The following is a 26,962-nucleotide window of genomic DNA, read 5'->3' on the forward strand; positions in this document are numbered from 1 at the left end:
CGAGCGGGCGCGCAGCGGGTCAAGCGAGCGCGCCTCGCGTCACTTCTTGGGGGGGAGGCGATAGGGGGTGAACTCGCCCAGCGACACGCTGCCGCGTTCGAACCGGCTCCCGCGGTCGATCAGGCGCACCAGGTCCAGGCTGCACAGCTGCGACGTGAACTGGCGGGTCACCAGGATATCATCCTCTCGCAGCGACTCCGCACCCGACCGCGGGCGGTTGACCCACAGGGTGCCGCCCTGCCGGTACACAATCGCCTGGCCTGGGATGATCTCGCTGTTCTGGGTTTGCTGCGGAAGGATGCAACTGGTCGGCCTGCCTGCAACTCGCCCGTCCAGAAGCTTGGCAAGCTTCACGTCGGGGGTGTCGCGCTTGGCCAGCGCAGGGGCTGCGACCAGCGCAGCGGCGGACAGGGCAAGAAGAATGTTTCGCATGGGACAGCAATTACCACATCGGCGCTGAACACATGCTGACTTGCCGCAAGTTGGCGCTCGGCCCAGCCCGCGCTACGGCGGCCCGATGACCAGCAGATCCGGCGGCCGAATCCTTGTTGACCAACTCGCCATCCAGGGGTGCGAACGACTGTTCACCGTGCCCGGCGAAAGCTTCCTGGCGGTGCTCGACGCGCTCCACGACACGTCGTCGATCGAGACGGTGGTGTGCCGGCAGGAAGGCGGCGTCACCTTCATGGCCTGCGCAGATGGTGCGCTGACCGGGCGCCCGGGCGTCTCCTTTGTCACCCGCGGGCCGGGCGCTACAAACGCCGCTATCGGCGTCCATGTCGCGATGCAGGATTCGCAGCCGATGATCCTGTTCATTGGCGATGTCGACCGGTCCACCCGCGACCGCGAAGCGTTCCAGGAGGTCGACTTTCAGGCAATGTTCGCGCCGCTCGCGAAATGGACCGCCCGAATCGACGATGCTCGCCGCATCCCCGAATATGTTGCCCGCGCCTATGCCACCGCCATGAACGGCCGGCCGGGCCCGGTCGTGCTCGCGTTGCCGGAGGACATGCTGCTCGAAACGGTGGAGGCAGTGGACCGCCCCCGGATTACGCGTGCACCACAAGCGGTCGACGACGACTCCCTCGCTCGCCTCGGCGACCTGCTTGCCACAGCCGAGCGCCCGGTTGCGATCATCGGCGGAGCGGGGTGGACCAGCCATGCCGGCCAGGACGTCGCCGCCTGGGCCGATCGCACCGGCGTGCCGCTCGTCGCCGCCTTTCGTCGGCAGGATGCAGTGCCGAACGATTGCCCCGCCTATGCCGGAAACCTCGGCTATGGCCCCAATCCCAAGGTGGTCGAACGCGTTCGCTCTGCCGATCTGCTGCTGGTAATCGGCGCGCGTCTGGGGGAGGCAACCACCGACGGCTACACGTTGGTCACCCCCGATCACCCCGACCAGCGCCTTGTCCATGTCCATCCCGATCCCGAGGAGTTGCACAGCAGCTACCGAGCCGACCTAGCCATTTGCGCCGACATGTCGTCCTTTGCGGAGGCTCTCGCCGCACTCGATGGCCCCGCTCACCCGGCCGGCGCGGAGGCCCACGCCGACTATCGCGCCTGGTCCACGCCCCGGCCCCGCGCGAACGTGCGCCTCGATCTCGGACCCTGCGTCGCCGCGATGAAGGAAGCGATGCCGGCAGACACGATCATCTGCAACGGCGCTGGCAACTACTCGGGCTGGTGGCATCGCTACTGGCAATATGGCGGCTACGGGACCCAGCTTGCACCCACTGCGGGAGCGATGGGCTATGGCCTCCCCGCCGCAGTCGCGGCATCGCTCCGCTACCCGGCCCGCGCCGTTGTCGCACTGGCAGGCGACGGCGACTTCCTGATGAACGGACAGGAACTGGCCACCGCGGTCCAGCATGGCGCGTCGATCCTGGTGATCGTCGTGGACAACTCGGCCTATGGCACGATCCGCATGCACCAGGAACGCGAGTTCCCCGGCCGCGTCTCCGCCACCACCCTCGGCAATCCAGATTTCGCGGCCCTCGCCCGGGCCTTTGGTTGCTGGGCCGAGACGGTGGAGGAAACGGCGGCCTTCGCGCCCGCCCTCGGCCGCGCCCTGAACCAGCCGGGCGTCCGCCTGCTGCACCTCAAGACCGACCTGGAACAGATTACCGCTGGCACGACGCTGACGGCGATCCGCAGCAAGTGACGTTTACCGCTTGTGGAGGGCTGCTGGTGTAAGCGGCCCTTCATGAGCGCCACCCCTGCCCTGTGGACCGCCCGCGTGATCCTGGCCAGCGCGCTCGGGATCGGCATCGCGGTGGTCGCCGCCAGTCGCCATCGCGATGCGCCCCCGGCCATTGCTGCGACCCTAGCGCCACCCGTAGCTGAGCCTGTCTCGCCTGTTCGGCAAAAGCCGGCCCCGACGCCCAGCCCTGCTCCCGAAGCCTACGCGATCAAGCGCATCCTCGATACAGGCGGCCCGATCAAATACGGCGCGTGGTTCTGGAATGACAAGGAGGTTCCCGCCGGCCGCGTCGTCGTTACCGTCGACCTGGAAGCCAATGTCCTTTCCGTGTTCCGCGCAGGATATGAGGTCGGTACGGCGGCCGTCATCTATGGCGCTGACTCGAAACCGACCCCGACCGGCGTATACCCGGTGATTGGCAAGGACGCTGACCACGTCTCCAACCTGTACGATGCGCCAATGCCGTACATGCTGCGGCTGACCAATGACGGCATCTCGATACACGGCAGCAAGGTTGCGTTCGATGCCGCTACCCATGGCTGCATCGGCATTCCCACGCCGTTCGCCCGCAAGCTGTTCGGGCTGGTGAAGCTGGGAGACCAGGTCATCGTCACACGCGGAGAGAAGCTGGACCTCGGCCAGTCAGTGACCGCCGCCAAGCGCACCTGAGCCCCTCCGAAGGCACCATCCTAAAAGCAAAGCGGCGCGCAGACCTCATCAGGTCCACACGCCGCTTGCAATCAGCACCAGCAGCCAGGGCCGCCGGTTACCCGATCATCAGATATCGTCGCCGAGTGCGCCCTTGACGCTGCCCTTGAACTGCTCGCCCTTGCCCTGCACTTCCTGGGCCTTGCCTTCGGCCGCCAGATCCGGGTCGCGGTTATGCTCGCCGATCGCCTGCTTTACGTTGCCGATCGCCTCATTGACGTTGCCTTTGATCTTGTCGGTCAGCTCGCCCATGGTGAACTCCTTTGTGGTCGCGCCTGCTGCTCGCCGGGATTGGCTGCGCGCGCGGTGATCACGTGAAGATAAACGGCTTGAGCGGCCGGCTGTTCCGCTTTCGGCTGCTTTAGATTAGTCCTGCCAACGGGCTCGACGGGTCGGCATAGCGCCGCTGCCCCATCCGCCCGGCCCGATAAGCGAGCCGCCCCGCGTCCACCGCCGCACGCATGGCTGCTGCCATCATCACCGGGTCCTTGGCTTCGGCGATGGCCGTGTTCATCAGAACACCGTCACAGCCCAGCTCCATCGCCACAGCCGCATCGGATGCCGTGCCGACGCCAGCATCGACCAGCACCGGCACCCCCGCGCCCTCCACGATCAGCCGGATGGTGACCCGGTTCTGGATGCCCAGCCCCGATCCGATCGGCGCACCGAGCGGCATGATCGCGACCGCCCCCGCTTCCTCCAGCTGCTTCGCCGCGATGGGGTCGTCAGTGCAATACACCATCGGCTTGAAGCCCTCGCGCACCAGCACCTCCGTCGCCTTCAGCGTTTCGCGCATGTCGGGATAAAGCGTCTTGGCTTCCCCCAGCACTTCCAGCTTTACGAGGTCCCAGCCGCCCGCCTCACGCGCCAGGCGCAAGGTCCGGATCGCCTCGTCCGCGGTGAAGCAGCCCGCTGTGTTGGGCAGATAAGTCACCCGCTTGGGATCAATGAAGTCGGTCAGCATCGGCGCCTTGGGGTCGCTGACGTTTACCCGCCGCACCGCCACAGTGACGATCTCCGCCCCGCTCGCCTCCAGCGCCGCCGCGTTCTGGGCAAAGTCCTTGTACTTGCCGGTGCCGACGATCAGCCGCGAACGAAAAGTCCTGCCCGCCACCGTCCAGCTGTCATCGGCGATAACTCCCGCATGGTCGCCGCCACCAACAAAATGGACGATCTCGATATCGTCGCCATCTTCGACGCATACCTGGCCGAGCGTGGACCGCGGCACCACTTCCATGTTTCGCTCCACCGCTACCTTTTCGGGCACCAGGCCAAGCTCGGTTGCAAGGTCGGCCAGCGAGATTCCCGCCGCGACGCGCTTGTGCTCGCCATTGACGCTGATGGTGACGGTGCCGTCGGTATGGGGCATGAGGCTTCTTCGCTGATGAAAGGGTTGCGGGCGAGATAGGCCCCGCGTCCCGGTTGCTCAACCAAAGGTTTCCTATGCCCGATACGGTCCTCGTCCTGAACGGCCCCAATCTGAACCTGCTGGGCCTGCGCGAACCGCACATCTACGGCCATGACACGCTGGACGACATTGCCGGCCAGCTGGAGGACCGCGCCCGCGAACTCGACCTCGATATCGACCTGCGCCAGTCCAATCATGAAGGGCACCTGGTTGACTGGCTGCACGAAGCGCAGGCGACGAACGCGCGTGCCGTGCTGCTCAACGCCGGCGGCTTCACCCACACCTCCGTGGCGATCCACGACGCGATCAAGGCGGTGACGACACCGGTGATCGAGGTGCACCTGTCCAACCCGCACGCCCGCGAATCCTTTCGTCACGTCAGCCTCGTCGGGCAGGCCGCGCGGGGAACCATCGCGGGCTTCGGCGCGCTTTCCTACCTCCTCGCGCTTGAAGCGGCGGCGCGCATCTGACAGTGGCGCGCGCTTACAAGGGGATTTTTGGCTAATGGCCGACAACAACGAACCCAAGAACAACCAGGCCGCGATGCAGATCGATGTCGATCTGGTCCGCCAGCTGGCCGAACTGCTCGACACCACGCAGCTGACCGAGATCGAGGTGGAGGACAAGGATCGAAAGATCCGCGTCGCTCGCAAACCGGCAGCGGCGGCACCGGCGCAGGTCGCCTATGCTCCAACCGCGCCTGTGCCCTCTGCGCCCCTGGCGGCGGCTCCTGCCGCAGCGGAGATCGGCGCGTCGACCCCGGCCAGCACAGCGTCCGCGGTCCGCTCGCCGATGGTGGGAACCGCCTACCTGTCGGCGGAACCGGGCGCCAAGCCTTTCGCGGGCATCGGGCAAAAGGTATCCCCTGGAGACACGCTGCTGATCGTTGAAGCGATGAAGGTGATGAACCCGATCACCGCGCCCAGCGGCGGCACGGTAACGCAGGTGCTGGTCGAGAATGGGCAACCGGTCGAATTCGACCAGCCGCTGATCGTCGTCGAATAATCATGCGCCAGATCAAGAAGCTGCTGATCGCCAATCGCGGCGAGATCGCGCTGCGTATTCACCGCGCATGCCACGAAATGGGCATCAAGACGGTCGCGGTCCACTCCACGGCCGACACCGACGCCATGCACGTGCGGCTGGCGGATGAGGCGATCTGCATCGGCCCGCCGGCCGCGACGGACAGCTATCTCAACATCCCGAACATCATCTCCGCGGCCGAGATCAGCGGCGCCGATGCGATCCATCCCGGCTACGGCTTTCTCAGCGAGAATGCCCGTTTCGCGGACATCGTCGAGTCGCACGACCTGCTGTTCGTCGGGCCCAAGCCCGAACACATCCGCACCATGGGCGACAAGGTAGAGGCCAAGCGCACCGCCGGCGCGCTCGGGCTTCCGCTGGTGCCGGGCTCTGACGGCGCGATCAGCGACCTCGACGAGGCCAAGGCTCTTGCCGACCGGATCGGTTATCCGGTGATCATCAAGGCGGCGAGTGGCGGCGGCGGTCGCGGCATGAAGGTGTGCACCTCACCCGACCAGCTCGAAACTCTGATGCAGCAGGCCGGCACGGAGGCAAAGGCCGCGTTTGGCGATGCCACCGTTTACATGGAAAAGTACCTCGGCAACCCGCGGCACATCGAATTCCAGGTATTCGGCGACGGCAAAGGTAACGCCATCCACCTTGGCGAACGCGACTGTTCGCTGCAGCGCCGCCATCAAAAGGTGCTGGAGGAAGCACCCTCCCCGATCATCTCCGCCGAAGAGCGTGCCCGCATGGGCGGCGTCGTCGCTAAGGCGATGGCCGATATGAGCTATCGCGGCGCAGGCACGATCGAGTTCCTCTGGGAAGACGGTGAGTTCTACTTCATCGAGATGAACACTCGGCTTCAGGTCGAGCATCCGGTGACGGAGATGATCACCGGCATCGACCTGGTGCGCGAACAGATCCGCGTGGCCGAAGGGCATCCGCTCTCCGTCACCCAGGACAAGGTGCAGTTCCGCGGCCACGCGATCGAGTGCCGCATCAATGCCGAGGACCCGCGCACCTTTGCCCCCTCACCTGGCCTGGTGAAGCAGTTCCATGCGCCCGGCGGCATGCACGTCCGCGTCGATTCGGGGCTCTACGCCGGCTACAAGGTGCCGCCTTACTACGACTCGATGATCGCGAAGCTGATCGTCTACGGCAACACGCGTGAAGGCTGCCTCGCCCGCCTGCGCCGTGCGCTGGAAGAGTTCGTGATTGAGGGCATGAAGACCACCATCCCCCTCCATCAGGCGCTGCTCGACGATCCGGAGTTTCAGCGCGGCGACTACACGATCAAGTGGCTTGAGGAATGGCTGGCCCGGCAAGCCCCATGACGGCCGGGAGGGGGCGTCGTGGTCGCGTCTAGACAGCCCGACGCCCCTCCCGCGGAATGATAGACTTTTCGCATATAACTGAGACGACGCAGCGACATGGCCTGCGTGTAAGCCAGCGCCGTCGATACCTCGACGTGACGGGATGGCGCATGAGCCTTCACCCCTCTCTGACGGGGCCGAGAGGCGATGCGGCCGAGGTAGCTCCAACATCTCACAGCAACCGCAGACACGTCGACCACGCCTTTGCCGGGCTCGAAGAACTCAGGCTCCCGACCTTTGCCGGACGCGCCCACTCTGCCCACCAAACAAGCACCCACGCCCACTCTGCCCGAAAAAGCAGCACCAGAATCGTGCTGCCATGCAGCAGAATCCCCCTTCCCCCTCGCCCCTCTCACTGGCACGTTCAGTGCAAGGCGCCCGGACGGGCGAGGATCTATTCGGGGTGGGGTTGAGCTGACGTGAAAAAGATCGAGGCGATCATCAAGCCGTTCAAGCTCGACGAAGTGAAGGAAGCGCTCCACGAAATCGGCGTCAGCGGGATCACCGTAACCGAAGCCAAGGGCTTCGGCCGGCAGAAGGGCCATACGGAGCTTTACCGCGGCGCTGAATATGTGGTCGACTTCCTGCCCAAGGTGAAGCTGGAGGTGGTCGTCGAGGACGGCCTGGCGGCCCGGGTGGTGGAGGCAATCGCCGCCGCCGCGCAGACCGGTCGCATCGGCGATGGCAAGATCTTCGTTCTCCCCGTCGAGACCGCGCTCCGCATCCGCACCGGCGAACGCGATGAGGATGCGATCTGATACGCAATTCCGCTCCGGGTTCCCGGGCGGCGCTTGAACACCACATCGAGGACTGATTCACATGGCGAATACGGCCGCAGACGTTCTGAAGATGATTGAGGATCAGGAGATCGAGTGGGTCGATCTGCGCTTCACCGACCCAAAGGGCAAATGGCAGCACCTGACCATGGTCGCATCGATCCTGGGCGAGGATGAATTCACCGACGGCCTGATGTTCGACGGCTCCTCGATCGAGGGGTGGAAGGCGATCAACGAATCGGACATGACGCTGAAGCCCGATCTGGACGCGGTCTATGTGGACCCGTTCTCGGCAACGCCGATGCTGATCGTGATCTGCGACATCGTGGAGCCCTCGACTGGCGAGCTTTACGCCCGCGATCCGCGCTCGACGGCCAAGCGCGCCGAGGCTTACCTGAAGACCACCGGAATCGGCGACACCGTGTATGTCGGCCCCGAGGCCGAGTTCTTCATGTTCGACGACGTGCGGTTCGAGAACAGCTACTCGACCAGCTACTACAAGATCGATGACGTCGAGCTGCCGGGCAACTCGGGTCGCGAATATGAGGGCGGCAACCTCGCCCATCGTCCGCGCGCCAAGGGCGGCTATTTCCCCGTCGCGCCGGTCGACTCGGCGGTCGATATCCGCGGCGAGATGGTCTCGACCATGATCGAGATGGGCCTGCCTTGCGACAAGCACCACCATGAGGTGGCGGCCGCGCAGCATGAGCTGGGCCTGACCTTTGGCACGCTGACCACCACCGCCGATCGCATGCAGATCTACAAGTATGTCGTGCATCAGGTCGCCCATGCCTATGGCAAGACCGCGACATTCATGCCCAAGCCGATCAAGGAAGATAACGGCTCGGGGATGCACACCCACTTCTCGATCTGGCAGGGCAAGGAGCCGCTGTTCGCCGGCAACGGCTATGCGGGCCTCAGCGATACATGCCTGTACTTCATCGGCGGCATCATCAAGCACGCCAAGGCGCTGAACGCGTTCACCAACCCGTCCACCAACAGCTACAAGCGCCTGGTACCGGGTTACGAGGCGCCCGTGCTGCTCGCCTATTCGTCGCGCAATCGCTCGGCGTCGTGCCGTATCCCTTATGGCACCGGTGCCAAGTCGAAGCGCGTGGAAGTGCGCTTCCCCGACGCGCTCGCCAATCCCTATCTCGCCTATGCGGCGTTGATGATGGCTGGCCTGGACGGGATCCAGAACCGGCTCCACCCGGGAGAGGCGATGGACAAGAACCTTTACGACCTGCCGCCGGCAGAGCTCGCAGAGGTTCCGACCGTGTGCGCCAGCCTGCGTGAAGCGCTGGACGCCCTTGCCGCAGATCACGACTTCCTGCTCAAGGGCGACGTGTTCTACAAGGACCAGATCGAGGCGTATATCGAACTCAAGTTCGCCGACGTCGCGCGCTGGGAAATGACGCCGAGCCCGGTCGAATACGACATGTACTATTCGGGCTGATCGCCGGCCCTGACGAACACGCCGCGGTCGTTATCGGCCGCGGCGTGTCGCTCACCTCTTCGGCCGCTTGGCCAAGGCGAACACGCCCAAACCCGCGACGATCACGCCAGCCGCCGCAAGCCCGACGGCCCGCTGCTTGGGGCTACGCAGACCGCCATCGACCGATACCGGGCCACCGCCCGATTCGAACAGATTGCCCGTCGTTCGCTCGTCCGGCTCCGCTCGATCGAGATACGATGCGATGAACCCGTACATCGACTTGGCCGTCAGCCCCGGCGCGAGGAAATGGCCTAGCCGGATCGCATGAGCCATTGATCCGACTACCGTGGTGGCGCGCGGGTGTTTGGCCAGCCTGACGATCGCGTCTGCCACCCGCCGCGCGTCGGCAACCGGCGGCGGCGCGGACAGCTTTCTGCCCGTCTCGTTCGCGGCATGGGCGATACCCGGCGTGTCCAGAAATGCCGGGTAGACGTCACAAACATGGATATGCGGATGGGCGGCCAGTTCACCGCGCAGCGCTTCCGAAAAGCCCTTCAGCGCGAACTTGCTTGCGCCGTAAGCCGCCGCCCAGGGGGTGGACGCGAACCCGCCGAGCGAGATCATGTCGACCCAGATGCCCCGCTCCTGCTCGATGAACACTGGCAGCACCGCATGCGCTTCGGCCATATGGCTCAGCAGGTTGGCGCGGATCACCTGCTCGTGCTGCTCGAACGGCACCTCGTGGAAACGCCCGACCACGCCAACACCGACATTGCTCACCCACATGTCGATGCGGCCTAGCGCCTCCCGCGCGCGTGAGACCAACCGGCGCACCACCTCCGCGTCGGTAACGTCGGCAGTGATCGCCGTGACCTCCGCACCAAGTTCCCTGACCTGTGCAGCCGCCTTGTTCAGCGCCTCCTCGCCACGCGCAACGAGGACCAACTTCGCTCCTTTGCGAGCAAACGCCTCTGCCGTCGCCAGCCCGACACCGCTCGACGCGCCGGTGATCACCACCGCCAGCTTCGTGTAATCCATGCCAACTTCTCCGCAGATGCTCGACGCCGAACGGGCAACGGCGGCCGTTGATCCGCGTTGAGCACAGATGGCGACCGCTGCCCCCCTGTCCTCCGCGCGTGCCTGGCAGCCCCGGCGGCTGCTCGCGACGCCGTCTGCGCTCGGCTGGGACCACGGTCGCCAGGTCGCCGAGCGCGTTGCTGCGCTGGGCATCGAGGTGGTCGAGCTGCCGTCCGACCGCATCAAGCTCGACCTGCCCGATGATCCACGCCGCGCCTATGCCGAAGCGAAGAACACGCTGGCGCTGGTTGTCGCCAGCCCCGCCAAGCGCCGCCTGCAGCCGATCGCGCCATCCGCCGACTGGCGCGTCGACCTGGCGGAAGGGTGCCCCGCGCATTGCAGCTACTGCTACCTCGCGGGTTCGCTGAAGGGCCCGCCGATCACCCGCGTCTACGCCAATTTGCCCGAGATCATGGAGGAACTGCCCCGCCACCTGGGCCAGGGCAAGGTCACGTCACGCTCGCGCGCGCGCGCGCATGAAGGCACAACCTATGAGGCATCATGCTACACCGACCCGCTGGCGCTGGAGCACCTGACCGGATCGTTGTCGGCACTGATCGGCTATATGGGTGACTGGGACGCGGATGCGCAGCTGCGTTTCACCACCAAGTTCGCCGACGTGTCACCTCTGCTCGGCCTCCGTCATGGCGGGCGGGTGCGAATGCGGGCTTCGATCAATCCACCCAGGTTCGCGCGCTTCGAAGGGGGCACGTCGCGTGTCGCGGACCGGCTGCGTGCCCTTCGGCGCATGGCGGATGCGGGCTACAAGGTCGGCCTGACGATCGCGCCGATCATCGCGGCAGGGGGGTGGGAAGTGGCCTATGCCGGTCTGATCGCCGATGCTGCGGCGGCGCTTAACGATGTTCCTGACCTGGATTTGACGGTGGAGCTGATCACCCATCGCTTCACGCCGGGGTCAAAGGCGGTACTGGACAGCTGGTATCCGGGATCCTCCCTGGAGATGGACCCGGCCGCCCGCTCGGAAAAGCGCACCAAGTTCGGCTCGATCAAGCATGTGTATGACGCGAACACGATGAAGGCGCTTCGCAGCTTCTTCGAACAGGAGATTTCGCGCGCCCTGCCCGACGCCCGCATCCTGTACTGGACCTAGGGTAGCAGAACCGTGCTGCCCCGGGTTTCGCCAGCCTCCAGCGCGCGATGGGCTTCCGCCGAGTCCTCCAGCGCAAAGGTCTGGCCGATCTCCGGCCGGATCGCACCTGATCGAAGCATCTCCCACAACCGCTCGACGCCAGCGGTCCGTTCCTCCGGAGTGACATAGAAGTCGAACAGCGTCGGCCGGGTCACGAACAGAGAGCCATGCTGACTGAGCGTGCCGAGCGATACGCCAGTGACGGGCCCCCCAGCATTGCCATAGCTGACGATCAGGCCACGCCGGGCCGCCGCGCCAAGGCTCGCCTCCCAGCTCGCGGCTCCGACCCCGTCGAGGATGACAGGCGCCCCCGCACCGTCGGTGATCTCCCGAACGCGAGCGGCAACATCCTCGGCACGATGATCAATGGCATGGTATGCGCCGGCGGCAAGCACCCCAGCGCACTTGTCCGCGCCGCCGGCGACGCCGATCACCACCGCATCGATTGCTCGCAGCCAGCCGACAAGCAAGTGTCCGACACCCCCGGCAGCGGCCCAGACCAGCACCGCCTGGCCCGGCTGAACCCGTGCGCAGCGCTCCACCAGGAACTCCGCGGTGCAGCCTTTCAGCAGGATGGCCGCCGCGGTCCGGTCGTCTATGTCGTCGGGCAAGGCGATCGCCTGCGCCGCGGCCATGTTGCGCTCGGTCGAATAAGCCCCGCGCGCCGGACCGAAAGTGCCGATACGGGTTCCGGGCGAAAGGTGGGTGACACCCTCCCCCACTGCCTCGACCACTCCGGCCGCCTCGCCACCCAGCCGGGCAGGCAGCTCGATCGGGTAGATGCCCCGCCGGTGATAGGTGTCGATGTAGTTCAGGCCGACGGCCGTATGCCGCACACGTATTTGGCCGGGCCCGGGCGCCGCCAGGTCTTCGTCATGCCATCGGATCTCCTCTGGGCCGCCGGTACGATCGATCCGTGCGTAGCGAGCCATGAGGGTCCCCCGATGTTGCATTTTCGTCGTTCGAAACTGCTGGCCGTGCCGGAGAACCGGCACGACCAGAGAGCATTAGGCAGAGTGCATCAGCCAGAATGCATCAGGCGAGCGCGCCTTCCAGCCACGCCTTGATACGGCCCTTGGGCTCAGCGCCGACCTTGGTCGCGGCAGGAGCGCCGGCCTTGAAGAGGATCATCGTCGGGATGCCGCGCACGCCATAATTGCCGGGCGCGTCGGGGTTCTCGTCGATGTTGATCTTGGCGATCGTGACCTGCTCACCAAGCTCTTCGGACAGCTCTTCCAGGCTCGGCCCGATCATCTTGCACGGCCCGCACCACTCGGCCCAGAAGTCGACCAGGACGGGCTTGTCGGACTGCAGCACGTCGGTCTGGAAGCTGGCGTCGGTGATCTGCTTGGTAGCCATGAGTATCTCCTTGTTTCCTGCCATCTAGGGAGGCGGCACGGTCCGCTCAACGGGCAGATGCCTAGCTTTGCTCCGCGGCCGGCAAGCCGGGCTTGTGTCGGTCAAGCAGTTCGGGCGGCAACACCAACAGGCTTGGGCCAGACGTATACAGCAGGGCCGCCTCTACCCGCCGGTCGGGAAAGATGACGCGGAGCGCGGCGGCATAGGCCGCCATCTGCCGCAGGTGATAGTCGGGCACCTCCGCCACCGCTGCCGGGGCGCGCCGCCCGGTCTTGTAGTCGACCAGCATGATGCGGTCCGCCCCAACGAGCAGCCGGTCAACCGTTCCCGCCACCACCAATCCGTCGGGAAGCGTCGCGGTGATCGGCGCCTCGGTCAAGGCGTCGCCATCGAACAGCGCGGCAAAGCGCGGCTCGGCCAGGATGTCCAGCACCGGGGCTGCCAAGGCGCGACGCTCGGCCGCATCCTCGATTCCACCCGCCCGCGCCAGCCATCGATCGGCCGCATCGGCGCGAGCCGCGGGAGCGACGGCGGGCAACCGCTCGAACAGTGCATGGAGCAGCCGGCCACGCTCCGCCGCTTCGCGCATCGCGGGGCCGGGCGGCGGGTCCGCCACTCGATCCTCGCCCAGGGCGGATGGCGCAAGCGGGCGTGACGGGCGCGACTCCTCCGGCGCGGGGCGGCGCGCCCAGTCCGGCAGCTCGACGGGTGGCGCCAGCTGCGGGGCCGCAGCCTTGCGACGCGGCCGGGTAGGCTCTGGGGCGCGCCCGCGAAAGACCCGCTCGCCCTCGCCCGCTGGCACGCCGAGCGCGGTGAGCGCGCGATCCGCGGCGGCATACCAGCTCTGCTCTGGCGGGACGCCCTTCGCCCGCGGACCCAGCGCTCCGGCAATCACCAGCCGCTCCTCCGCGCGCGTTGCTGCGACGTAGAACAGGCGCCAATGCTCTTCCAGTTCGCGCGTGTCCGACGCGGTCAGCGCGGCATCCAGCGGCCCGCCACGCTCGCCCGAACGCGGACGGAACACGGGAATGGCCGGAGTCTCCTCGTCAGGCGACCAGCGCAAAATGGAACGGGGCGCGGCGGCCGGGTCAGCGGTCGCATCCGCCAGGATCACCAGCGGTGCCTGCAAGCCCTTCGCCCCGTGCGCCGTCATCACTCGAACCGCATCGAGTGGCGCGGACGGGTCGCGCACGATCTCCACGTCGCCGCGGTCGAACCAGTCCAGAAATCGTTGCAGCGAGGGCGTCGTCGTCGTCTCGAACGCGAGCGCGGCACCCAGCAGCTCCTCGATTGGGTCGCGCGCTTCCGCGCCCAGTCGGCGCAGCAGCTTGCGGCGCCCGTCGAGCTCGCCCGACAGCATCTCCTCCAGGAACTGATAGGGCGTCGTGAAGTCCGCTCGCGCCAGGATCGTCGTCAGCGGCGCCAGGCGGGCAGCAGGCTGGGTGCGGCGCAGATGCCGCCACAAGCTGCCATTCTCTCGCGGAGCGGCGGCCATCAGCTCGTCCTGCGTCCAGCCGACCAATGGGGAGACGAGCAGGCTCGCCAACGACAGGTCATCATCGGGCTGCAACGCAAAGCGAATGGCGGCAAGCAAATCCTGCACCGCCAATGGCGCGTTCAGCCGAAGGCGGTCGACACCCGCCACCGGTACGCCCTCCGCGTACAGCCGCGCGACGAGCAGCGATGCGAGGTCGCCGCGCCGCTTCACCAGGATCATCACGTCCTCGGGCCGGAGCGGGCGGCCCTTGGCCTCCAGCATCAGCCCGTCGTGCAGCCAGCGGCTGATCGTGGCGGCGATGTCGGTCGCCAGCCGGCGGGTGGCGTCGCTGATCCAACCTTCTTCGTCCTCGTCGCCATCGGGAGGGCCAGCGACGGATGCGGGCCACAGCAACACCTCGCCCGGCCCCGGAACCTCGCTGGCGTGCCGCTCGGCCGCGCCGGTGCCCAGGCCCGGTTCGCCGATCGCCTCCACCGCGGCATCGACGAACTCCAGCACCGGGCGGGTCGATCGGAACGAACTGGTCAGCGCCAGCTGGTGCATCGGCAGGCCGGTTTCCTCAATCGGCCAACCCTCCGCCCCGGAAAGCGCCTCCGCACGCGCCCGGAAGTACATCTCCGCCGCTTCAAAGGTCCGTGGGTCGGTGCCCTGAAATCCGAAGATCGCCTGTTTGAAGTCGCCCACGGTGAACAGCGTGCGGGTCCAGGGTGCATGGACGCCGCGGCCGACAAAGAACTCGTCCACCAACGCGCGCACGATGGTCCATTGCGCGACGTTGGTGTCCTGCGCTTCATCGATCAGTACGTGCTCGGTGCGCTGGTCGAGCTTGTAGCGGATCCACTCGCCGATTCCGTCCTGCTGCAACAGGCGAACGGCGGTCTGGATCAGGTCGTCGAAATCGACGGCACCGACCCGCCGCTTCGCCAGTAAATAGGCCCGCGCATAGTCGCGCCCGACATCCAGGCCCTGCGCCAGCAGGTCGGCATAAGCGGCTCGCGTTGCCAAAGACAGCAGCGCGGAACACCGGCCATGCAGCTCCGTCGCTTGCGCGGCGTAATCAGCGTCCGCCGGCGCCTGCCCCTTGGCAAAGGAGCGCAGGTCGCCATCCGCCTTGGCCCAGACGGAATGAAGCTGGGCGAGGTTGGTGGCGCGCGCCGCCTGATCACCTGCCAGCCAGCTATCGATCGCCTCTGCGCGCACGACCCCGCTCTTGGTCGCCCAGGCGCGATTGGCGGCGGCAATGTCGCGGATCGCGTCGATGTCGAGCGCCTCGCACCCGCTCGCGATCGCCTCCGCAATGTCGCCGGCTGGTAGGTCGAGCGCGCGCCGGAGCCAGGGCTGGATGCCGGCGGGCAGCGCGTTCAGCGCCTCCAGGGATCGGGCGCAGGCCGCCAGGAACGCCTCCGCCCCGCCCTCTCCCAAGCGAAGCGACAGCGCGCCAATCGCGTCGATGGGGGCCTGCCGCCCTTCACGCTCGGCATCGGCGAGCATGCCGGCCAGCGCCTCTCGCTGCAGCACCGCTTCTTCACGCGGCTCCAACGGCCGAAAGCCGGGCGCCAGGCCCGCCTCGACCGGGAATGCGGCCAGCAACGACTGGCAGAAGCCGTGGATGGTCCCGATCCGGATGCCGCCACCCGGCGCGTCGAGCACGCTGGCAAACAGAGTCCGGGCGCGCCTGCGCAGCTGCTCGCTCGGCTCCTCGCCCAACGCATGAAGATCGCGCGACAAAGCCGTGTCGGGCGCCCGTACCCAGGCGGCCAGCCGGTTGCCGATCCGGGTCGCCATCTCGGCCGCGCCTGCCTTGGTGAAGGTGAGGCACAGGATCGCGTCCGGCGCGACCCCCCGCAGCAACAGCCGGAACACCCGCGCGGCCAGCACTTGCGTCTTGCCCGTTCCGGCCGAGGCCGACAGCCAGACATGGGCTTCCGGCGCCGACGCATCCGCCTGATCGCGGGTCAATGGCGGCAGCGGTCGGAGCTGAGCGACGGGCGAACTACTCACGGCCATACCATTCGTCTCGGCGCATCAGCTGGTCATATTCCGCATAGGGCGCGTATTCTGGCACCAGCTTCGCGGTGAAAGGCTCCTCGCCGGTCAGCCACTTGCCCGCCGCGTCCGCGAAGTTTGCGGCCGCGACCGTCGTGAACTCGGACGTGACGATGCGGTCGCGCTTGCCCGCGTCGTCGCACGGGGAGGTAACAGTGCCAAAGCCACCGGGGCCCTTGGCAAGCGACCAATATTCAAACGCGCGCGCCTCGCCCGATACGCCCTCGAAACCGCCACGTTCTGCAATGATCCCCGTCAGGCCGAGCTGCAGGCTGAACCCCGCCCGCACCGCCGCGGTGCTGGGTGCCTTGCCCGTCTTGTAATCGACAATGGCGATGCCGCCGCCCGGCAGCGCGTCGATCCGATCGAACCGCCCCGACAGCGTGACGCCCGCCAGCGCAATGCGCCCGCGCCCCTCGGCATGGGTCACCTTCCGCCCGGTTTCGGCATCGGCACTGACCTTCGCCGCGACGAAGTCGATCGCCTCCTCCAGCCGCGGTTGCCACAGGGCCCGCAGCATCGGATGCGTAGCGCCATCGCGCAGCATCGCCCGGGCGCGCGGTTTGAGCGCGTCGGCGGCGCAAGCATCCTCCGTCCACCAGGCCTCCAGGATGGAGTGCACCGCCGTCCCTCGCCACGCGGGCGTCGGGTCGGCATCGACCGGATCGAGCGGCGCAAGCGCCAGCACCCGGCGCGCGTAGAAAGCATACGGGTCCGCCTTCAACCGGTCGACCTCGGTGATCGAAATGGCCGTAGGGCGCAGCGCGCGCGGCGGCACGGGCGCTGGGCGGCTCGCCGGAATGTGCTCGCCCGGTTCATCGAGCGCGTGCGTCCAGCGCTCCACCTCCGGTGCGCGTTCGAACCGGTCGTCCGCCATCGCCTGCAGCCGCAACCAGAAACGCGACGCGAGCGCCGGCGCCGAGGCATCCCGGCGCGCGCGCGTGATCAACACGGACGGACTGCCCAGCGCCTGACCGAAATCGTGCGCGGCCACGCCGACCCGCCGTTCCAGCCCGGGCAGGCCCAGCTCCGCCCGGATGCGTGGCGCCAGCCATGGATCGGGGGCAGGGCGGCCAGGCCAGACGCCTTCATTCAGCCCACCCAGCACCATCAGGTCCGCCGACTGCAACCGGGCCTCGATCTGGCCATAGATGGCAAGCCGCGGGTGGCGGACACCCTGTGGCGGCCGCACCGCGACCTCGTCCGCCAGCACGCGCAGCATCGGCGCCAGCTCAGCCGGGTCGACCAGCGGCGGCCCGCCCGCGCCTTCTCGCTCCAGCTCGTCCAATAGTTCGGCGGCGGCGCGACCGGCGGGACCGGTCCATGCCTCATCTCCCGCCAGGGCATCGGCGGCTTCACGCAGGCACGCGACCAGGGTGGCCAGCGGCTGCGGCCCGGCGCTGAAGGTGGACGCCATGGGCTCCAGCGTCGCCCGCGCTTCGGCCCACCACAGCGCCGCAGCCCCCTTCACCCGCGTGTCGATACCGTCTAGCCCCGCCGGCGGACGTGGGCCGCGCAAGGCAAGGTCGAGCAATCGAACACCGTCCAGCCAGGCTAGCCGGTTGCCCACACCCACCAGCGGATGCTTCAACAGCGCCAGCAGCGCGAGCGGCGCCCAGCCCTGCGTCGCCGCCTCCGCGATGGCGAGCAGCAACGTGCCCGGCGGCAGGATCGACAGGGGTCGGCCAGCCGAATCGTCGATGGTGATGCCCCAGCGCCGGCAATGCGCGGCAACCCGGCGGGCAAGCCCACGGTCGGGCGTGACCAGGGCTGCCGTCCGCCCGGGTGTCTCCAATGCCTCGCGCAGGGCGAGCGCGATCCCCTGCGCTTCTTCCGCAGCGGTGGCGAACTCCGCTGCTCGCACGCCTGACAGCCGCCGATCGGCGGGCCCAAGGGTCGTCCATCGGGAGGTGAACTCCGCCGGAGCCAGCGCATTGGCGACGGCTCGCCCGCGCGCCACGTCGGACCCGGCGCCCGCGACCTCTCGCCAGGGCTGCACCTCTCCCCGGCCCACGTCCATGCGGTCCAGCATCAACTTCAGGTGGAACTGCGGATGCACCTCGATCGCGCGCGGCCGATGGCCGGTGACCGGATCGGGCTCGTGCGGTCCCAAGGCGTCCCACTCGGCCTGCTGCATCGCCAGGTCTAGCCCGGCGAACACGACCAGCCCGCGGGGCAGATCCGCGATCCGGCGCAGCAGCCGCGCGACAGCGGGCGCGCTGTCGGTGACGCCCGCAGCGCACACCAGCCCCGGCGGCGGCGCAACACGCCAGCGCTCGACAAGCTCGCCCAGCAAGCGGCGGCGGCGATCGGCCGAATCGATCCGGTTCAATCGCGCAAGCTCTCGCGGCCAACGATCGAGCAGCACCGCCAGACTCTCGCGCGCCCGCTCCCAATGGCTGGCAAGCTCGGCACCGATGTCCAGCGTCCGCAGGCGATCCGCGGGCACTTCTTCCACGGCCAGTTGGTCGCTGACTCGTGCAAGCTCGCCTGCAAGCCGGACCGCTTCTGCGGCGCCAACCGGCTGGCCGGCGGCTTGCCGCTCCTCCGCCACCAACCGGGCAAGGATCAGGCGCCGCGCATGGGGCGACACTGCGGGGGGCGGCGGATCGGGCGCGTCGGCCGCATCGATGGCGGCTCCCACCGCCTCGCCCAGTTCAGGGTCGCCAATCGCCACCAGCCGTGGCAACAACAACGCCCCGCCGCTTGCCCGCACAAACGCGTCCGTCACCGCTCGCGCCGCACGGTTGTTGGGCAGGATGACCATGGTCCGGGCCAGCGCCATCGGGTCGTCGCCTGCGCGCCGGCGCAGCCCCGCCACCAGCGAATCGGCGAAGGCGTGGTGGCCGGGTATCGTGAAAAGCTGCGGCCCGCGTGCCTCAGCCATCGGCCAGCACCGCCTCCGTCGCCGCGATCGCGCCGGGATAGCCGACGTCGAACCAAAGGCCCTGATGAACCAGGCCAAAGGCGCGCCCGGCCTCGATCGCCCGGTTCCAGAACAGATTGGTAGAAAACGGCCCTTCCGGCGCGTCGACCAACAGGCGCGGATGCACGATCTGCACACCCGTGAACACGAACGGGGCGACCCGTCCCTGGCCACGACGCCGGGTGATCCGCCCGTCGCCGCCGAGGTAAAAGTCGCCCTGCCCGGCATGGTTGTGCGCCCGGGCGAGCGGGACCAGTAGCAACAACACGTCCATCGTCGCATCGTCCCACCGCGCCGCGAGAAGCCGGATCGCGTCCACGGGGCCATCAACCCACAGATTGTCGCTGTTGACGACCACGATCGGGTCGTCGCCCAGCAGATGGCGCGCCTGCATCAACCCGCCGCCAGTCTCCATCAGCCGCGCCCGCTCGTCGGACACGACCACCTCCAGCCCTTCGGTCCGAAGCCGCAGATGCGCTTCAAGAGCGTCGGCCAGGTAATGAACGTTCACCACCGCGCGATGCACCCCGGCCGTGCGCAACCGGTCAAAGACGTGATCGATCAAAGGCTTGCCCGCGACTTCCACCAGCGGCTTGGGCCGGGTCGCGGTGAGCGGTCGCATCCGCTTGCCCAGGCCAGCCGCCATCACCATCGCCGTATCAGGCACGCGCCCGCCGGGATCGGGGCGCAGCGCCAGCTGCCGGGTCATCGCGCCAGCACCATGGGGTCGCCGCGCTTCTCGGGCGGGACGTTGTCGTCGAACCAGCGTGCGACAGGGGCCAGCACGGGCTGCGACAGGTCGCGTTCCAGATACCCCCACACCCGCGGGCACAGCGCCCCATAACGGGGCTTGCCGTCCCGCTGCCACAGGCGGGTGAAAATGCCGATCACCTTGGCATTCCGCTGCGCCCCAAGCACATGATAAGCGGCCATGAACCCGTCTCCCTCGCCGGTCGCGGCAAGGTAGCGGTCGAGCATGACATCTTCGAGATTGGGGTCGACCTCGCGCCGCGCATCCTGCAGCAGCGACACCAGGTCATAGGCCGGGTGCCCCGCCAGCGCGTCCTGAAAGTCGAGCAGGCCGAGCGGCCGTCCCTCGCCCAGCAGCATCAGGTTCTCGGCATGGTAATCGCGCAGCACGGTGACCGGCGTTTGGGGCAGGCCATGATCCAGCACGGCATCCCAGGCCGCCCGCCAGCCTTCGCGGTCCACGTCCAGTCCGACCGCCTGGCAATACCAGTCGACGAACAGGTCTGCTTCCCGGTGCAACACCGCCCGATCGTAGGCAGGAAACGGACCCGCCGGATGTTTCCGCAGCGCGACCAGGGCATCCACTGCCGACTCGTACAACGGCACGGTCAGCCCGTCGTCCGTGTCGATCACCTCACGCATCCGGGCGTCGCCAAAGTCCTCCAGCAACACCAGCCCCACCTCCTCGTCGGCGGCGTGGATCACGGGCGCCGCAAAGCCCCGCTCCGAAAGCCAGCGCGCAACCTCCAGAAATGGGCGCGGGTCCTCGTTAGGGGGCGGCGCGTCCATCAGCACCGCACGGCGGCCCTGATGCTCCACCCGGAAATAACGACGAAAGGAGGCGTCGCCCGCAAGCGGGTCGATACGCGCGCCGGCCCAGCCATGGGCGGCGAGGAAGCCGGCGGCGCCCGCCGGCGGGGTCATGTCGGCCATCGATCCTTCCAAGCGGCGGGCACGGTGGCTGTCAAGCGGCGCGCATTGTTCGGCTCGATGGAAATGGTCAGTGCCAGGGCGTCGGGCCATGCTCCCGCGCCCGCATGTTCCGGCCACTCGACCAGCAACGCGTGGTCATGCCGCGCATCGTCCAGCCCCAGCTCCTCGATCTCCGCTGGATCGTTCAGGCGATACAGGTCGACGTGCAGCACAGGCAGTCGCACCTCGGGAACGGCATAGGGCTGGACGATGGCAAAGCTCGGGCTGGGCGCTTCACCCGCCAGGCCCAGCGCGGACAGCACGCCACGCGCGATGCTGGTCTTGCCTGCCCCCAGCGGCCCGGACAGAGTCACCACGTCTCCCGCCCGCAACGACCCGGCCAGGGTGCGGCCGACCGCGTCGGTTGCCGCCGCATCGCGCAGGATCATCGACGCGGCAGTTCCACGGTGACCAGCGTCCCCTCGCCCGGTTCGGACAACAGCTCAACCGTGCCGCCATGAGCTTCCACGAACTGCCGGGCGAGCGGCAGTCCCAGGCCAAGCGCCCGCTCGCCCGTCGGGGTGATGCCGGGCTGCGCAAAGCGATCAAAGGCATGGGCGACCGTGTCTGGGTCCATGCCGGGACCATTGTCGGACACTACAATTCGCGCGCCGGTTGCGTTGCCATCGGCGTGGAGCAGGATGCGCCCACCCTCCGGCGTCGATTCCAGCGCATGCCGCAACAGATGCTCGATGACCTCACGCAGGCGTCGTGGGTCGCCCGTGATGCGGCCCGTCGACCGCGCGATCTCGACCGCAAAGTCGAGCCGGCGACGCTTCAGCGCCGGCGCCACCGCGTCCGCTGCCGCCCGGGCGGTCGCGGCAAGGTCCACGTCCTCACGCGCCAGCTCACCGCCCTCGCGTTCCGAACTGGTCAGGTCGAGCACGTCGTCGATCAGGTGGCTCAGCCGCTCGACCGAATCGATGATCGCTTCCACATAACCATCCGCCTGGCGTGGCAGCTTGCCCGCATAGCCGCCGTGCAGCATCTCGGCGAAACCACTGATCGACGTCAGCGGCGTTTTCAGCTCATAGCTCATGTTCGCGACGAACTCGGTGCGGACCCTGTCCGCCTCTTCCAGCGCGTCCGCACGATCGCGCAGCGCTTGTTCGGCGCGGCGGCTGTCGGTGATGTCGAGCATGGTGAACAGCGCGTTGCCATCGGGCAGCGGCACCGCCGCGAACTCGAAGTGGCGCCCGTCGGCAAAGGCTACCCGCCCACCGCGCTGCTGCCGCTCGCCCGTCGCTGACCGGACCAGCTCGGGGATCAACGCCGCGCGATTGGGCGTCGCGAGCTTGGAGGCGACGGCGTCGGCAAAGACATCGACCCGCGGATGGGCTGTGAAGAATTCTTCTTCCACGCCCCACAATGCGCGGAAACGGCTGTTCCACAACTGCAGTCGGCCGTCGGCGGCGAACACGCCCAAAGCTTCGAACAGATTGTCGAAGGTCGCGGTACGAACCCGCAGCAGCGTGTCGCGCGCGGAGGCAAGCTGCACCTGCTCCGTCCGATCCTCAAAGATCAGCAACAAACCGCCGTCGGGCAACGGCTGGGCGACGACGCGGATGTGGACGCCGCCGGGCAAATGCCAGTTTTCCTCGATGGCGCCGTCCGTCTGCGTGAACCAGTCGCGTCGTTCGGCCTTCCAGCCCGGAAAGTCGCGTACTTCTGGAACCCGGCTCGCCTCACGCATGCGCTCCAGCACGCGGTCGAACTCCGGGCGGTCGGCCAACCATTCCGTGCGCATCGCGAACATGCGGCGGAACGGCTGGTTGCAGAACACCAGCGCGCGATCGGACCCGAACTGCGCCACGCCAGCGGACAGGCGATCCAGCATCCCGCGCTGTGCTTCGGCGAAACGGCGCGACGTGCTGCGGGCCTGTTCCAGGTCCTCGATATCGACCGCAAAGCCTGCCACCCCGCCGGTCGGCAGCGGGACGTCGAACTGGCGAAGCGAACGACGCGCGCCGCCAATGGTCGCGGGCACGACCATCTCGTGCGATCGCCCCGTGTCGCGCGCCGTGGCCGCCCCCGCCAGCGGCCCGCCGCGATCGGACCCTTCGATCAGTTCGATCCCGCGCGCCACCACGTCGGCGGCATCGCGCCCTTCCACCGCCTCGACATAGGCTGAATTCACCATCGCCAGCCGCAGGTCCGCGCCGCGGTACCACATCGGCAGTGGCGCCGCCTCGATCAGCCCGGTCAGTGCCTCGAAGGCGCTGCTCAACCGTGCCGTTTCCCCGCGCAACCGGGCGATCTCCGCCTCCGAATCGGTCGCGTCGAACGCCCAGATCAGCACGGTGCCAGGCGCCCCGACGCCGGCCGGCGCGCGCGCGCCGCGCAAGGTGATGGCCCGCGGCGATCCCAGCGGGCGTACCGCCCGTACAAAGCCACGCCCTGCCCGCTGCGCCGCCTGAACGTCCGCGGCGATCGCGGCGCTGTCCTGCGGCGACAATCCCTGATCCTCGCCCGTCAGCTCCGGAAGGTAGCGCGGCGGTGACGCCAGGCCGAACCAGTCCGCCAGACGCTGTGGCATGTCGACCCGCCCATCAGCCTGCACCAGCATCACCTGAGCCGGACCGGCGGTCAGCAATGCGGAAAGCCGGTCGTTCTCGCGCGTCGCCGCCGCGGCATCCGCACGCATCCGCAGGCCGAGAAACAGCAGCACTGCTCCCCCAATCAGGAACAGCGCCGCGATGACACCAGCCACCACCAGCCCCGTCGCGCCGCTCACCATTGCCGATCCGCGCGCCTGAACCCCTGCCTCATGCGCGCAGGTTGTAGGGTGTGCGGTCCGCAGCGGCAATGCGGCAGATTTCGCCGCGACCCCGGGTTTCGCCTCGGTATTCCTGCCTGTTGCTCAACTGTTACAGTTTGTGACTATCTGCATCCTAGGGCGCCCGCACCTTCCAAAGCCGTTGCGCACCTATGCGGCAGTAGTACTGGCTTAACGCCCGGTTTTCTGAGGATAGTTATGCGTCGTTCCATCCTTTGCTCCACCACGGGGCTGACCACTTTGGCCTTTGTCGGGCTGATGGCCTCCACGGCTCCGGCTTATGCCCAGGCAACGGACACTTCCGGTCAACAAAGCCAGATCCCGTCGACCTCGCAGCAGGAAGGGCAGCAGGCGGGCGCCGCGGCGACCACCTCGACGGCGCCGACCGAAACTCCGGCGGCTGCCGCGCAGGAGGGGTTGGGCGGCCAGCAAGTGCCCGCGGACGCCGGCTCGGACCAGGAAGTCGTGGTAACCGGCTCGCGCATCGCGCGCCCGTCCGTCGACAATGCCCAGCCGACCACCACGCTCAGCGCCGCAACCCTGAACAACCGCGGTTATCAGGATGTCGCCCGCGCCATCAATGAACTGCCGGGCTTTTCAGTCCCCGACAGCTCGCTCGTTGGTGGACAGGGCAACGGTTTTGGCGTGGGCCAAAGCTTCGTCAACCTTTACGCCCTGGGCTCACAGCGCACGCTGACGCTGGTCAACGGCCGCCGCTTCGTGGGTGCCAACCCGGCCACCGTGTTCTCGTCAGCGGGCGCCGGCACGCAGGTCGACCTCAACACGATCCCGACCAAACTGATCGAGCGGGTTGAGACCGTCTCAATCGGCGGCGCACCCATCTATGGTGCCGATGCGATTGCTGGCACCGTCAACATCATCCTGCGCAAGGATTTCTCGGGCATCGACCTTGATGGCCAGGCCGGCATCAGCCAGCAGGGCGACCTCGGCAACCAGCGCATTCGCGGGCTGTTCGGCACCAATTTCGGCGATGGACGCGGCAACATCACCGTGAACGTCGAATATAATCACGACGCCGGCCTGCTCGGTAACCGCCGTGACATCGTACGTCGCCAGCTCGGCTTTGTTGCGCCCGGCGATCCGGACTCGCCCTTCTCCCAGGTGCTCGTCGGGAACACCCGCACCTACCTCGGAACCACGGGGGGGGTGGCGTTCATCCGCGATGCCGGCCGGCTTGTCCCGGCCGCGCCCGGCGGCACGACATCGGTTATCCGCAACGCCGCCGGCCAGATCGTCGCCTTCGATCCTTCGGGTAACCTGACGCCGTTCAACATCGGCACGCCGACATCCGATCCGACCACCTTTCTTGGCGGCGACAATCTCAACTTCGCGGACATCACCAACCTTCGCGTCACGGATGACCGCCTGAACGCGGTCGTGCTGGGCCATTATGACCTGACCGACGGCATCGAGGTCTTTGGCGAGGGCTGGGTGTCGAAGAACTGGGCGACCAACCTCGCGGACCAGCCGAACTACAATACGTCCTTCTTTTCACAGAGCGCGCCCGGCTCGTTCGACGTCAACGGCAACTTCATCTTCAAGTTGAACAACCCGTTCCTGACGCAGCAGGCGCGCGACGTGATCCGCGCCAATCTCGCCGCAGCCGGCCTGCCGTCGGGCGATGATGCCAACTTCTATGTCGGCCGTGCCAATGTCGACCTCACCTCTGGCGTATCGAAGCTGAACCAGGGCACCTATCGCCTGGTCGGTGGCTTCCGCGGTGACTTCCAGTTCAACGGCCACAAGTGGACCTGGGAAGCCTCGGCCAACTACGGTCGCACCAACAGCCGGTCCGTGATCCCGTCGATCGTCGAGCCCAACCTTCGCCGGGCGCTAAATGTCGGTCGGGACGCCAGCGGCAACATCGTCTGCCTGCCGTTCAACCCGGACCCCAACGATCCGACCCAGCCACCGCTGGTCCGGACCGACCCGAACTCGCCGCCATTCGGCCAGCAGTATAACGGGACGATTTCGACCACCTGTGCACCGCTGAACCTGTTCGGCAATGGCGCACCCAGCCAGGCTGCGCGCGACTACGTCACCACCAACGCGACCACCTATGCGATCACGTCGCAGCGGGACTTTCTGGCCACGCTGACGGGCTCGCTACTGACCCTGCCGGGCGGCGACCTGGGCGTGTCGGTCGGCTATGAGAACCGGCGCGAATATTCGCGCTTCTCACCCGATGCCTTCTATACGACGCCGCTGGGCCGCTCGATCCCGATCAATGGCCTCAGGGGTTCGTACACGACCAACGAGGTGTTCGGCGAAATCCGCGCGCCCTTGATCGGTCGCGATCAGAACATCCCGCTGATCGAGGAACTGGAGGTCAACGCCGCTGGCCGTTATGTCGACAATTCTGCAGTCGGCGGCGCCTTCACCTGGACGGCAGGCGGGCGCTGGGCGCCTATCTCCGGCGTGGCGGTACGCGGCAACTTCACCAAGGCGATCCGCGCGCCTGCCGTGACGGAGCTGTTTGCCGCCAACCAGCCTGCCTTTGACGGCGGCTTCGACCCTTGCGACGTGCAGAATGTGAACGGCGGCCCGAACCCGGCAACCCGCATCGCGAACTGCACCGCGGCGGGGCTGCCGCCATCGGCTGAGTTCAGCTCGCTGGTCAATTCGGTTTCCATCCCGATCAACGTGATCGGCAACCGCAACCTGGAAAACGAAACGGCCAATTCCTGGACCGTTGGCGGCGTCATCACCCCCAGCTTCGTTCGCGGCTTCTCGCTGTCGGTGGATTACATCAACATTAACCTGCGCAACACGATCGTGTCGTCGAGCGCGGAGGACGTGTTGCGGGGCTGCTATGACGCGACGACCTATCCCGACAACTTCTACTGCGGCCTCGTCACCCGCGACACGACGCCGGGCGAGAACTTCGGCCAGGTGCTGACGCTGGACGAACCCTACATCAACCAGGGTGGCCAGCGCTTCCAGGCTCTGGAGCTCGAGGGCGGCTATCGTTCACGGATCGGGTCGCTCGGCACGGTCAACGCCAGCGTGTCGTACCAGCACATCATCAAGCAGGACTCACAGATCAGCAGCGATACGCCGCGCACCAGCACCCGCGGCAACATCGGCAGCAGCGTCGACAAGGTGAACGCCAGCGTCACGTTGGACACCGGCCCGGTCAGCTGGTTCAACCAGGTCGTCTACACCGGCCCGGCGAAGTTCGACGTGGAGGACGCGCCCAATACCCGCGACGTCACCGGCGTCGGCAGCTTCACCGTGTGGAACACGGCGCTGATCATGCGGGCAAGCGATCGCTTCGACTTCCGCTTCAACATCGACAACGTGCTGGCAGAAAAGATTCCCTACCCGGCCACCGCCGGTTCGGGTGCCCTGAACACCTATTACCAGGGCCTGGTCGGCCGCGCGTTCCTGGTCGGGGCCGGCTTCCATTTCTGATCGCTCGGGCGGCGGCAACGCCGTCCGGCAATCAACAGGCGCCGGTC

General features: G+C 67.4%; 21 protein-coding genes. 9 read left to right on the forward strand and 12 right to left on the reverse strand.

Features of this window, described 5'->3' with window-relative positions; all coding sequences use genetic code 11:
- Nucleotides 1-39: 39 nt before the first annotated feature.
- A complete protein-coding gene (locus tag FHS94_RS10365) occupies nucleotides 40-432 on the reverse strand; it encodes a hypothetical protein (RefSeq protein ID WP_184057508.1) in 393 nt (130 codons plus the stop codon).
- Nucleotides 433-517: 85 nt separating this feature from the next.
- On the opposite strand from FHS94_RS10365, the gene FHS94_RS10370 reads away from it, so the two are divergent.
- Nucleotides 518-2,161, forward strand: coding sequence for a thiamine pyrophosphate-binding protein (locus FHS94_RS10370; RefSeq protein ID WP_184057510.1), 1,644 nt, complete (start codon nucleotides 518-520; stop codon nucleotides 2,159-2,161).
- 42 nt (nucleotides 2,162-2,203) lie between these two features.
- Nucleotides 2,204-2,869: a L,D-transpeptidase family protein gene (locus FHS94_RS10375; protein ID WP_184057512.1), complete on the forward strand. Its 666-nt coding sequence runs from the start codon at nucleotides 2,204-2,206 to the stop codon at nucleotides 2,867-2,869.
- Nucleotides 2,870-2,977: 108 nt separating this feature from the next.
- On the opposite strand, the gene FHS94_RS10380 is transcribed toward FHS94_RS10375, so the two are convergent.
- Together FHS94_RS10380 and thiS are read right to left on the reverse strand one after the other, a co-directional pair.
- The gene (locus FHS94_RS10380; protein ID WP_184057514.1) at nucleotides 2,978-3,160 is read right to left on the reverse strand and encodes a CsbD family protein; all 183 of its coding nucleotides are present in this window, start codon (nucleotides 3,158-3,160) and stop codon (nucleotides 2,978-2,980) included.
- Nucleotides 3,161-3,269: 109 nt separating this feature from the next.
- Nucleotides 3,270-4,277: a sulfur carrier protein ThiS gene (thiS, locus tag FHS94_RS10385; RefSeq protein WP_184057516.1), complete on the reverse strand. Its 1,008-nt coding sequence runs from the start codon at nucleotides 4,275-4,277 to the stop codon at nucleotides 3,270-3,272.
- 74 nt (nucleotides 4,278-4,351) lie between these two features.
- Here thiS and aroQ point away from each other — a divergent pair, with 74 nt between their 5' ends.
- The 5 genes from aroQ (at nucleotide 4,352) to glnA (ending at nucleotide 8,947) form a co-directional block, all read left to right on the forward strand.
- The gene (aroQ, locus tag FHS94_RS10390) at nucleotides 4,352-4,786 is read left to right on the forward strand and encodes a type II 3-dehydroquinate dehydratase (RefSeq protein ID WP_184057518.1); all 435 of its coding nucleotides are present in this window, start codon (nucleotides 4,352-4,354) and stop codon (nucleotides 4,784-4,786) included.
- A gap of 34 nt (nucleotides 4,787-4,820) precedes the next feature.
- On the forward strand, nucleotides 4,821-5,321 hold the full coding sequence (accB, locus tag FHS94_RS10395; protein WP_184057520.1) for an acetyl-CoA carboxylase biotin carboxyl carrier protein: 501 nt from the start codon (nucleotides 4,821-4,823) through the stop codon (nucleotides 5,319-5,321).
- A 2-nt stretch (nucleotides 5,322-5,323) separates the two neighbouring features.
- Complete coding sequence (gene accC / locus FHS94_RS10400; RefSeq protein ID WP_184057522.1) at nucleotides 5,324-6,676, forward strand: acetyl-CoA carboxylase biotin carboxylase subunit; 1,353 nt, start codon at nucleotides 5,324-5,326, stop codon at nucleotides 6,674-6,676.
- Between the two features lie 458 nt (nucleotides 6,677-7,134).
- Nucleotides 7,135-7,473: a P-II family nitrogen regulator gene (locus tag FHS94_RS10405; protein WP_184057524.1), complete on the forward strand. Its 339-nt coding sequence runs from the start codon at nucleotides 7,135-7,137 to the stop codon at nucleotides 7,471-7,473.
- 61 nt (nucleotides 7,474-7,534) lie between these two features.
- Nucleotides 7,535-8,947 carry a type I glutamate--ammonia ligase gene (gene glnA / locus FHS94_RS10410; protein ID WP_184057526.1) on the forward strand — a complete coding sequence of 471 codons (1,413 nt, stop codon included), beginning with the start codon at nucleotides 7,535-7,537 and terminating at the stop codon, nucleotides 8,945-8,947.
- A gap of 51 nt (nucleotides 8,948-8,998) precedes the next feature.
- Here the strand turns inward: glnA and FHS94_RS10415 are convergent, their stop codons facing one another.
- Nucleotides 8,999-9,964, reverse strand: coding sequence for an SDR family oxidoreductase (locus FHS94_RS10415; RefSeq protein WP_184057528.1), 966 nt, complete (start codon nucleotides 9,962-9,964; stop codon nucleotides 8,999-9,001).
- A gap of 67 nt (nucleotides 9,965-10,031) precedes the next feature.
- On the opposite strand from FHS94_RS10415, the gene FHS94_RS10420 reads away from it, so the two are divergent.
- The gene (locus FHS94_RS10420) at nucleotides 10,032-11,114 is read left to right on the forward strand and encodes an SPL family radical SAM protein (protein WP_184057530.1); all 1,083 of its coding nucleotides are present in this window, start codon (nucleotides 10,032-10,034) and stop codon (nucleotides 11,112-11,114) included.
- Here FHS94_RS10420 and FHS94_RS10425 read toward each other — a convergent pair.
- The 8 genes from FHS94_RS10425 to FHS94_RS10460 form a co-directional block, all read right to left on the reverse strand.
- Nucleotides 11,111-12,085, reverse strand: a complete 975-nt coding sequence (locus FHS94_RS10425) for a quinone oxidoreductase family protein (protein WP_184057532.1) — start codon at nucleotides 12,083-12,085, stop codon at nucleotides 11,111-11,113. The two genes, FHS94_RS10420 and FHS94_RS10425, sit on opposite strands and share 4 nt — an antisense overlap.
- A gap of 103 nt (nucleotides 12,086-12,188) precedes the next feature.
- Nucleotides 12,189-12,512: a thioredoxin gene (gene trxA, locus FHS94_RS10430; RefSeq protein WP_184057534.1), complete on the reverse strand. Its 324-nt coding sequence runs from the start codon at nucleotides 12,510-12,512 to the stop codon at nucleotides 12,189-12,191.
- Between the two features lie 61 nt (nucleotides 12,513-12,573).
- Nucleotides 12,574-16,017 carry a double-strand break repair helicase AddA gene (gene addA, locus FHS94_RS10435; RefSeq protein ID WP_184057536.1) on the reverse strand — a complete coding sequence of 1,148 codons (3,444 nt, stop codon included), beginning with the start codon at nucleotides 16,015-16,017 and terminating at the stop codon, nucleotides 12,574-12,576.
- The gene (gene addB / locus FHS94_RS10440) at nucleotides 16,004-18,943 is read right to left on the reverse strand and encodes a double-strand break repair protein AddB (RefSeq protein WP_184057538.1); all 2,940 of its coding nucleotides are present in this window, start codon (nucleotides 18,941-18,943) and stop codon (nucleotides 16,004-16,006) included. The genes addA and addB overlap by 14 nt, the downstream gene beginning before the upstream one ends.
- Nucleotides 18,936-19,691, reverse strand: coding sequence for a nucleotidyltransferase family protein (locus FHS94_RS10445; protein ID WP_184057540.1), 756 nt, complete (start codon nucleotides 19,689-19,691; stop codon nucleotides 18,936-18,938). Before FHS94_RS10445 ends, addB begins: the two co-directional genes overlap by 8 nt.
- Nucleotides 19,688-20,656 carry an aminoglycoside phosphotransferase family protein gene (locus tag FHS94_RS10450; RefSeq protein ID WP_184057962.1) on the reverse strand — a complete coding sequence of 323 codons (969 nt, stop codon included), beginning with the start codon at nucleotides 20,654-20,656 and terminating at the stop codon, nucleotides 19,688-19,690. Before FHS94_RS10450 ends, FHS94_RS10445 begins: the two co-directional genes overlap by 4 nt.
- Nucleotides 20,653-21,093: a tRNA (adenosine(37)-N6)-threonylcarbamoyltransferase complex ATPase subunit type 1 TsaE gene (tsaE, locus tag FHS94_RS10455; RefSeq protein ID WP_184057542.1), complete on the reverse strand. Its 441-nt coding sequence runs from the start codon at nucleotides 21,091-21,093 to the stop codon at nucleotides 20,653-20,655. Before tsaE ends, FHS94_RS10450 begins: the two co-directional genes overlap by 4 nt.
- On the reverse strand, nucleotides 21,090-23,441 hold the full coding sequence (locus FHS94_RS10460; protein ID WP_184057544.1) for a sensor histidine kinase: 2,352 nt from the start codon (nucleotides 23,439-23,441) through the stop codon (nucleotides 21,090-21,092). Before FHS94_RS10460 ends, tsaE begins: the two co-directional genes overlap by 4 nt.
- Nucleotides 23,442-23,678: 237 nt before the next feature.
- Here FHS94_RS10460 and FHS94_RS10465 point away from each other — a divergent pair, with 237 nt between their 5' ends.
- Complete coding sequence (locus FHS94_RS10465) at nucleotides 23,679-26,915, forward strand: TonB-dependent receptor domain-containing protein (protein WP_246348535.1); 3,237 nt, start codon at nucleotides 23,679-23,681, stop codon at nucleotides 26,913-26,915.
- Nucleotides 26,916-26,962: the final 47 nt, after the last annotated feature.

The sequence above is a fragment of the Sphingomonas aerophila genome, assembly GCF_014199305.1.
GTDB classification, from domain to species: domain Bacteria; phylum Pseudomonadota; class Alphaproteobacteria; order Sphingomonadales; family Sphingomonadaceae; genus Sphingomonas; species Sphingomonas aerophila.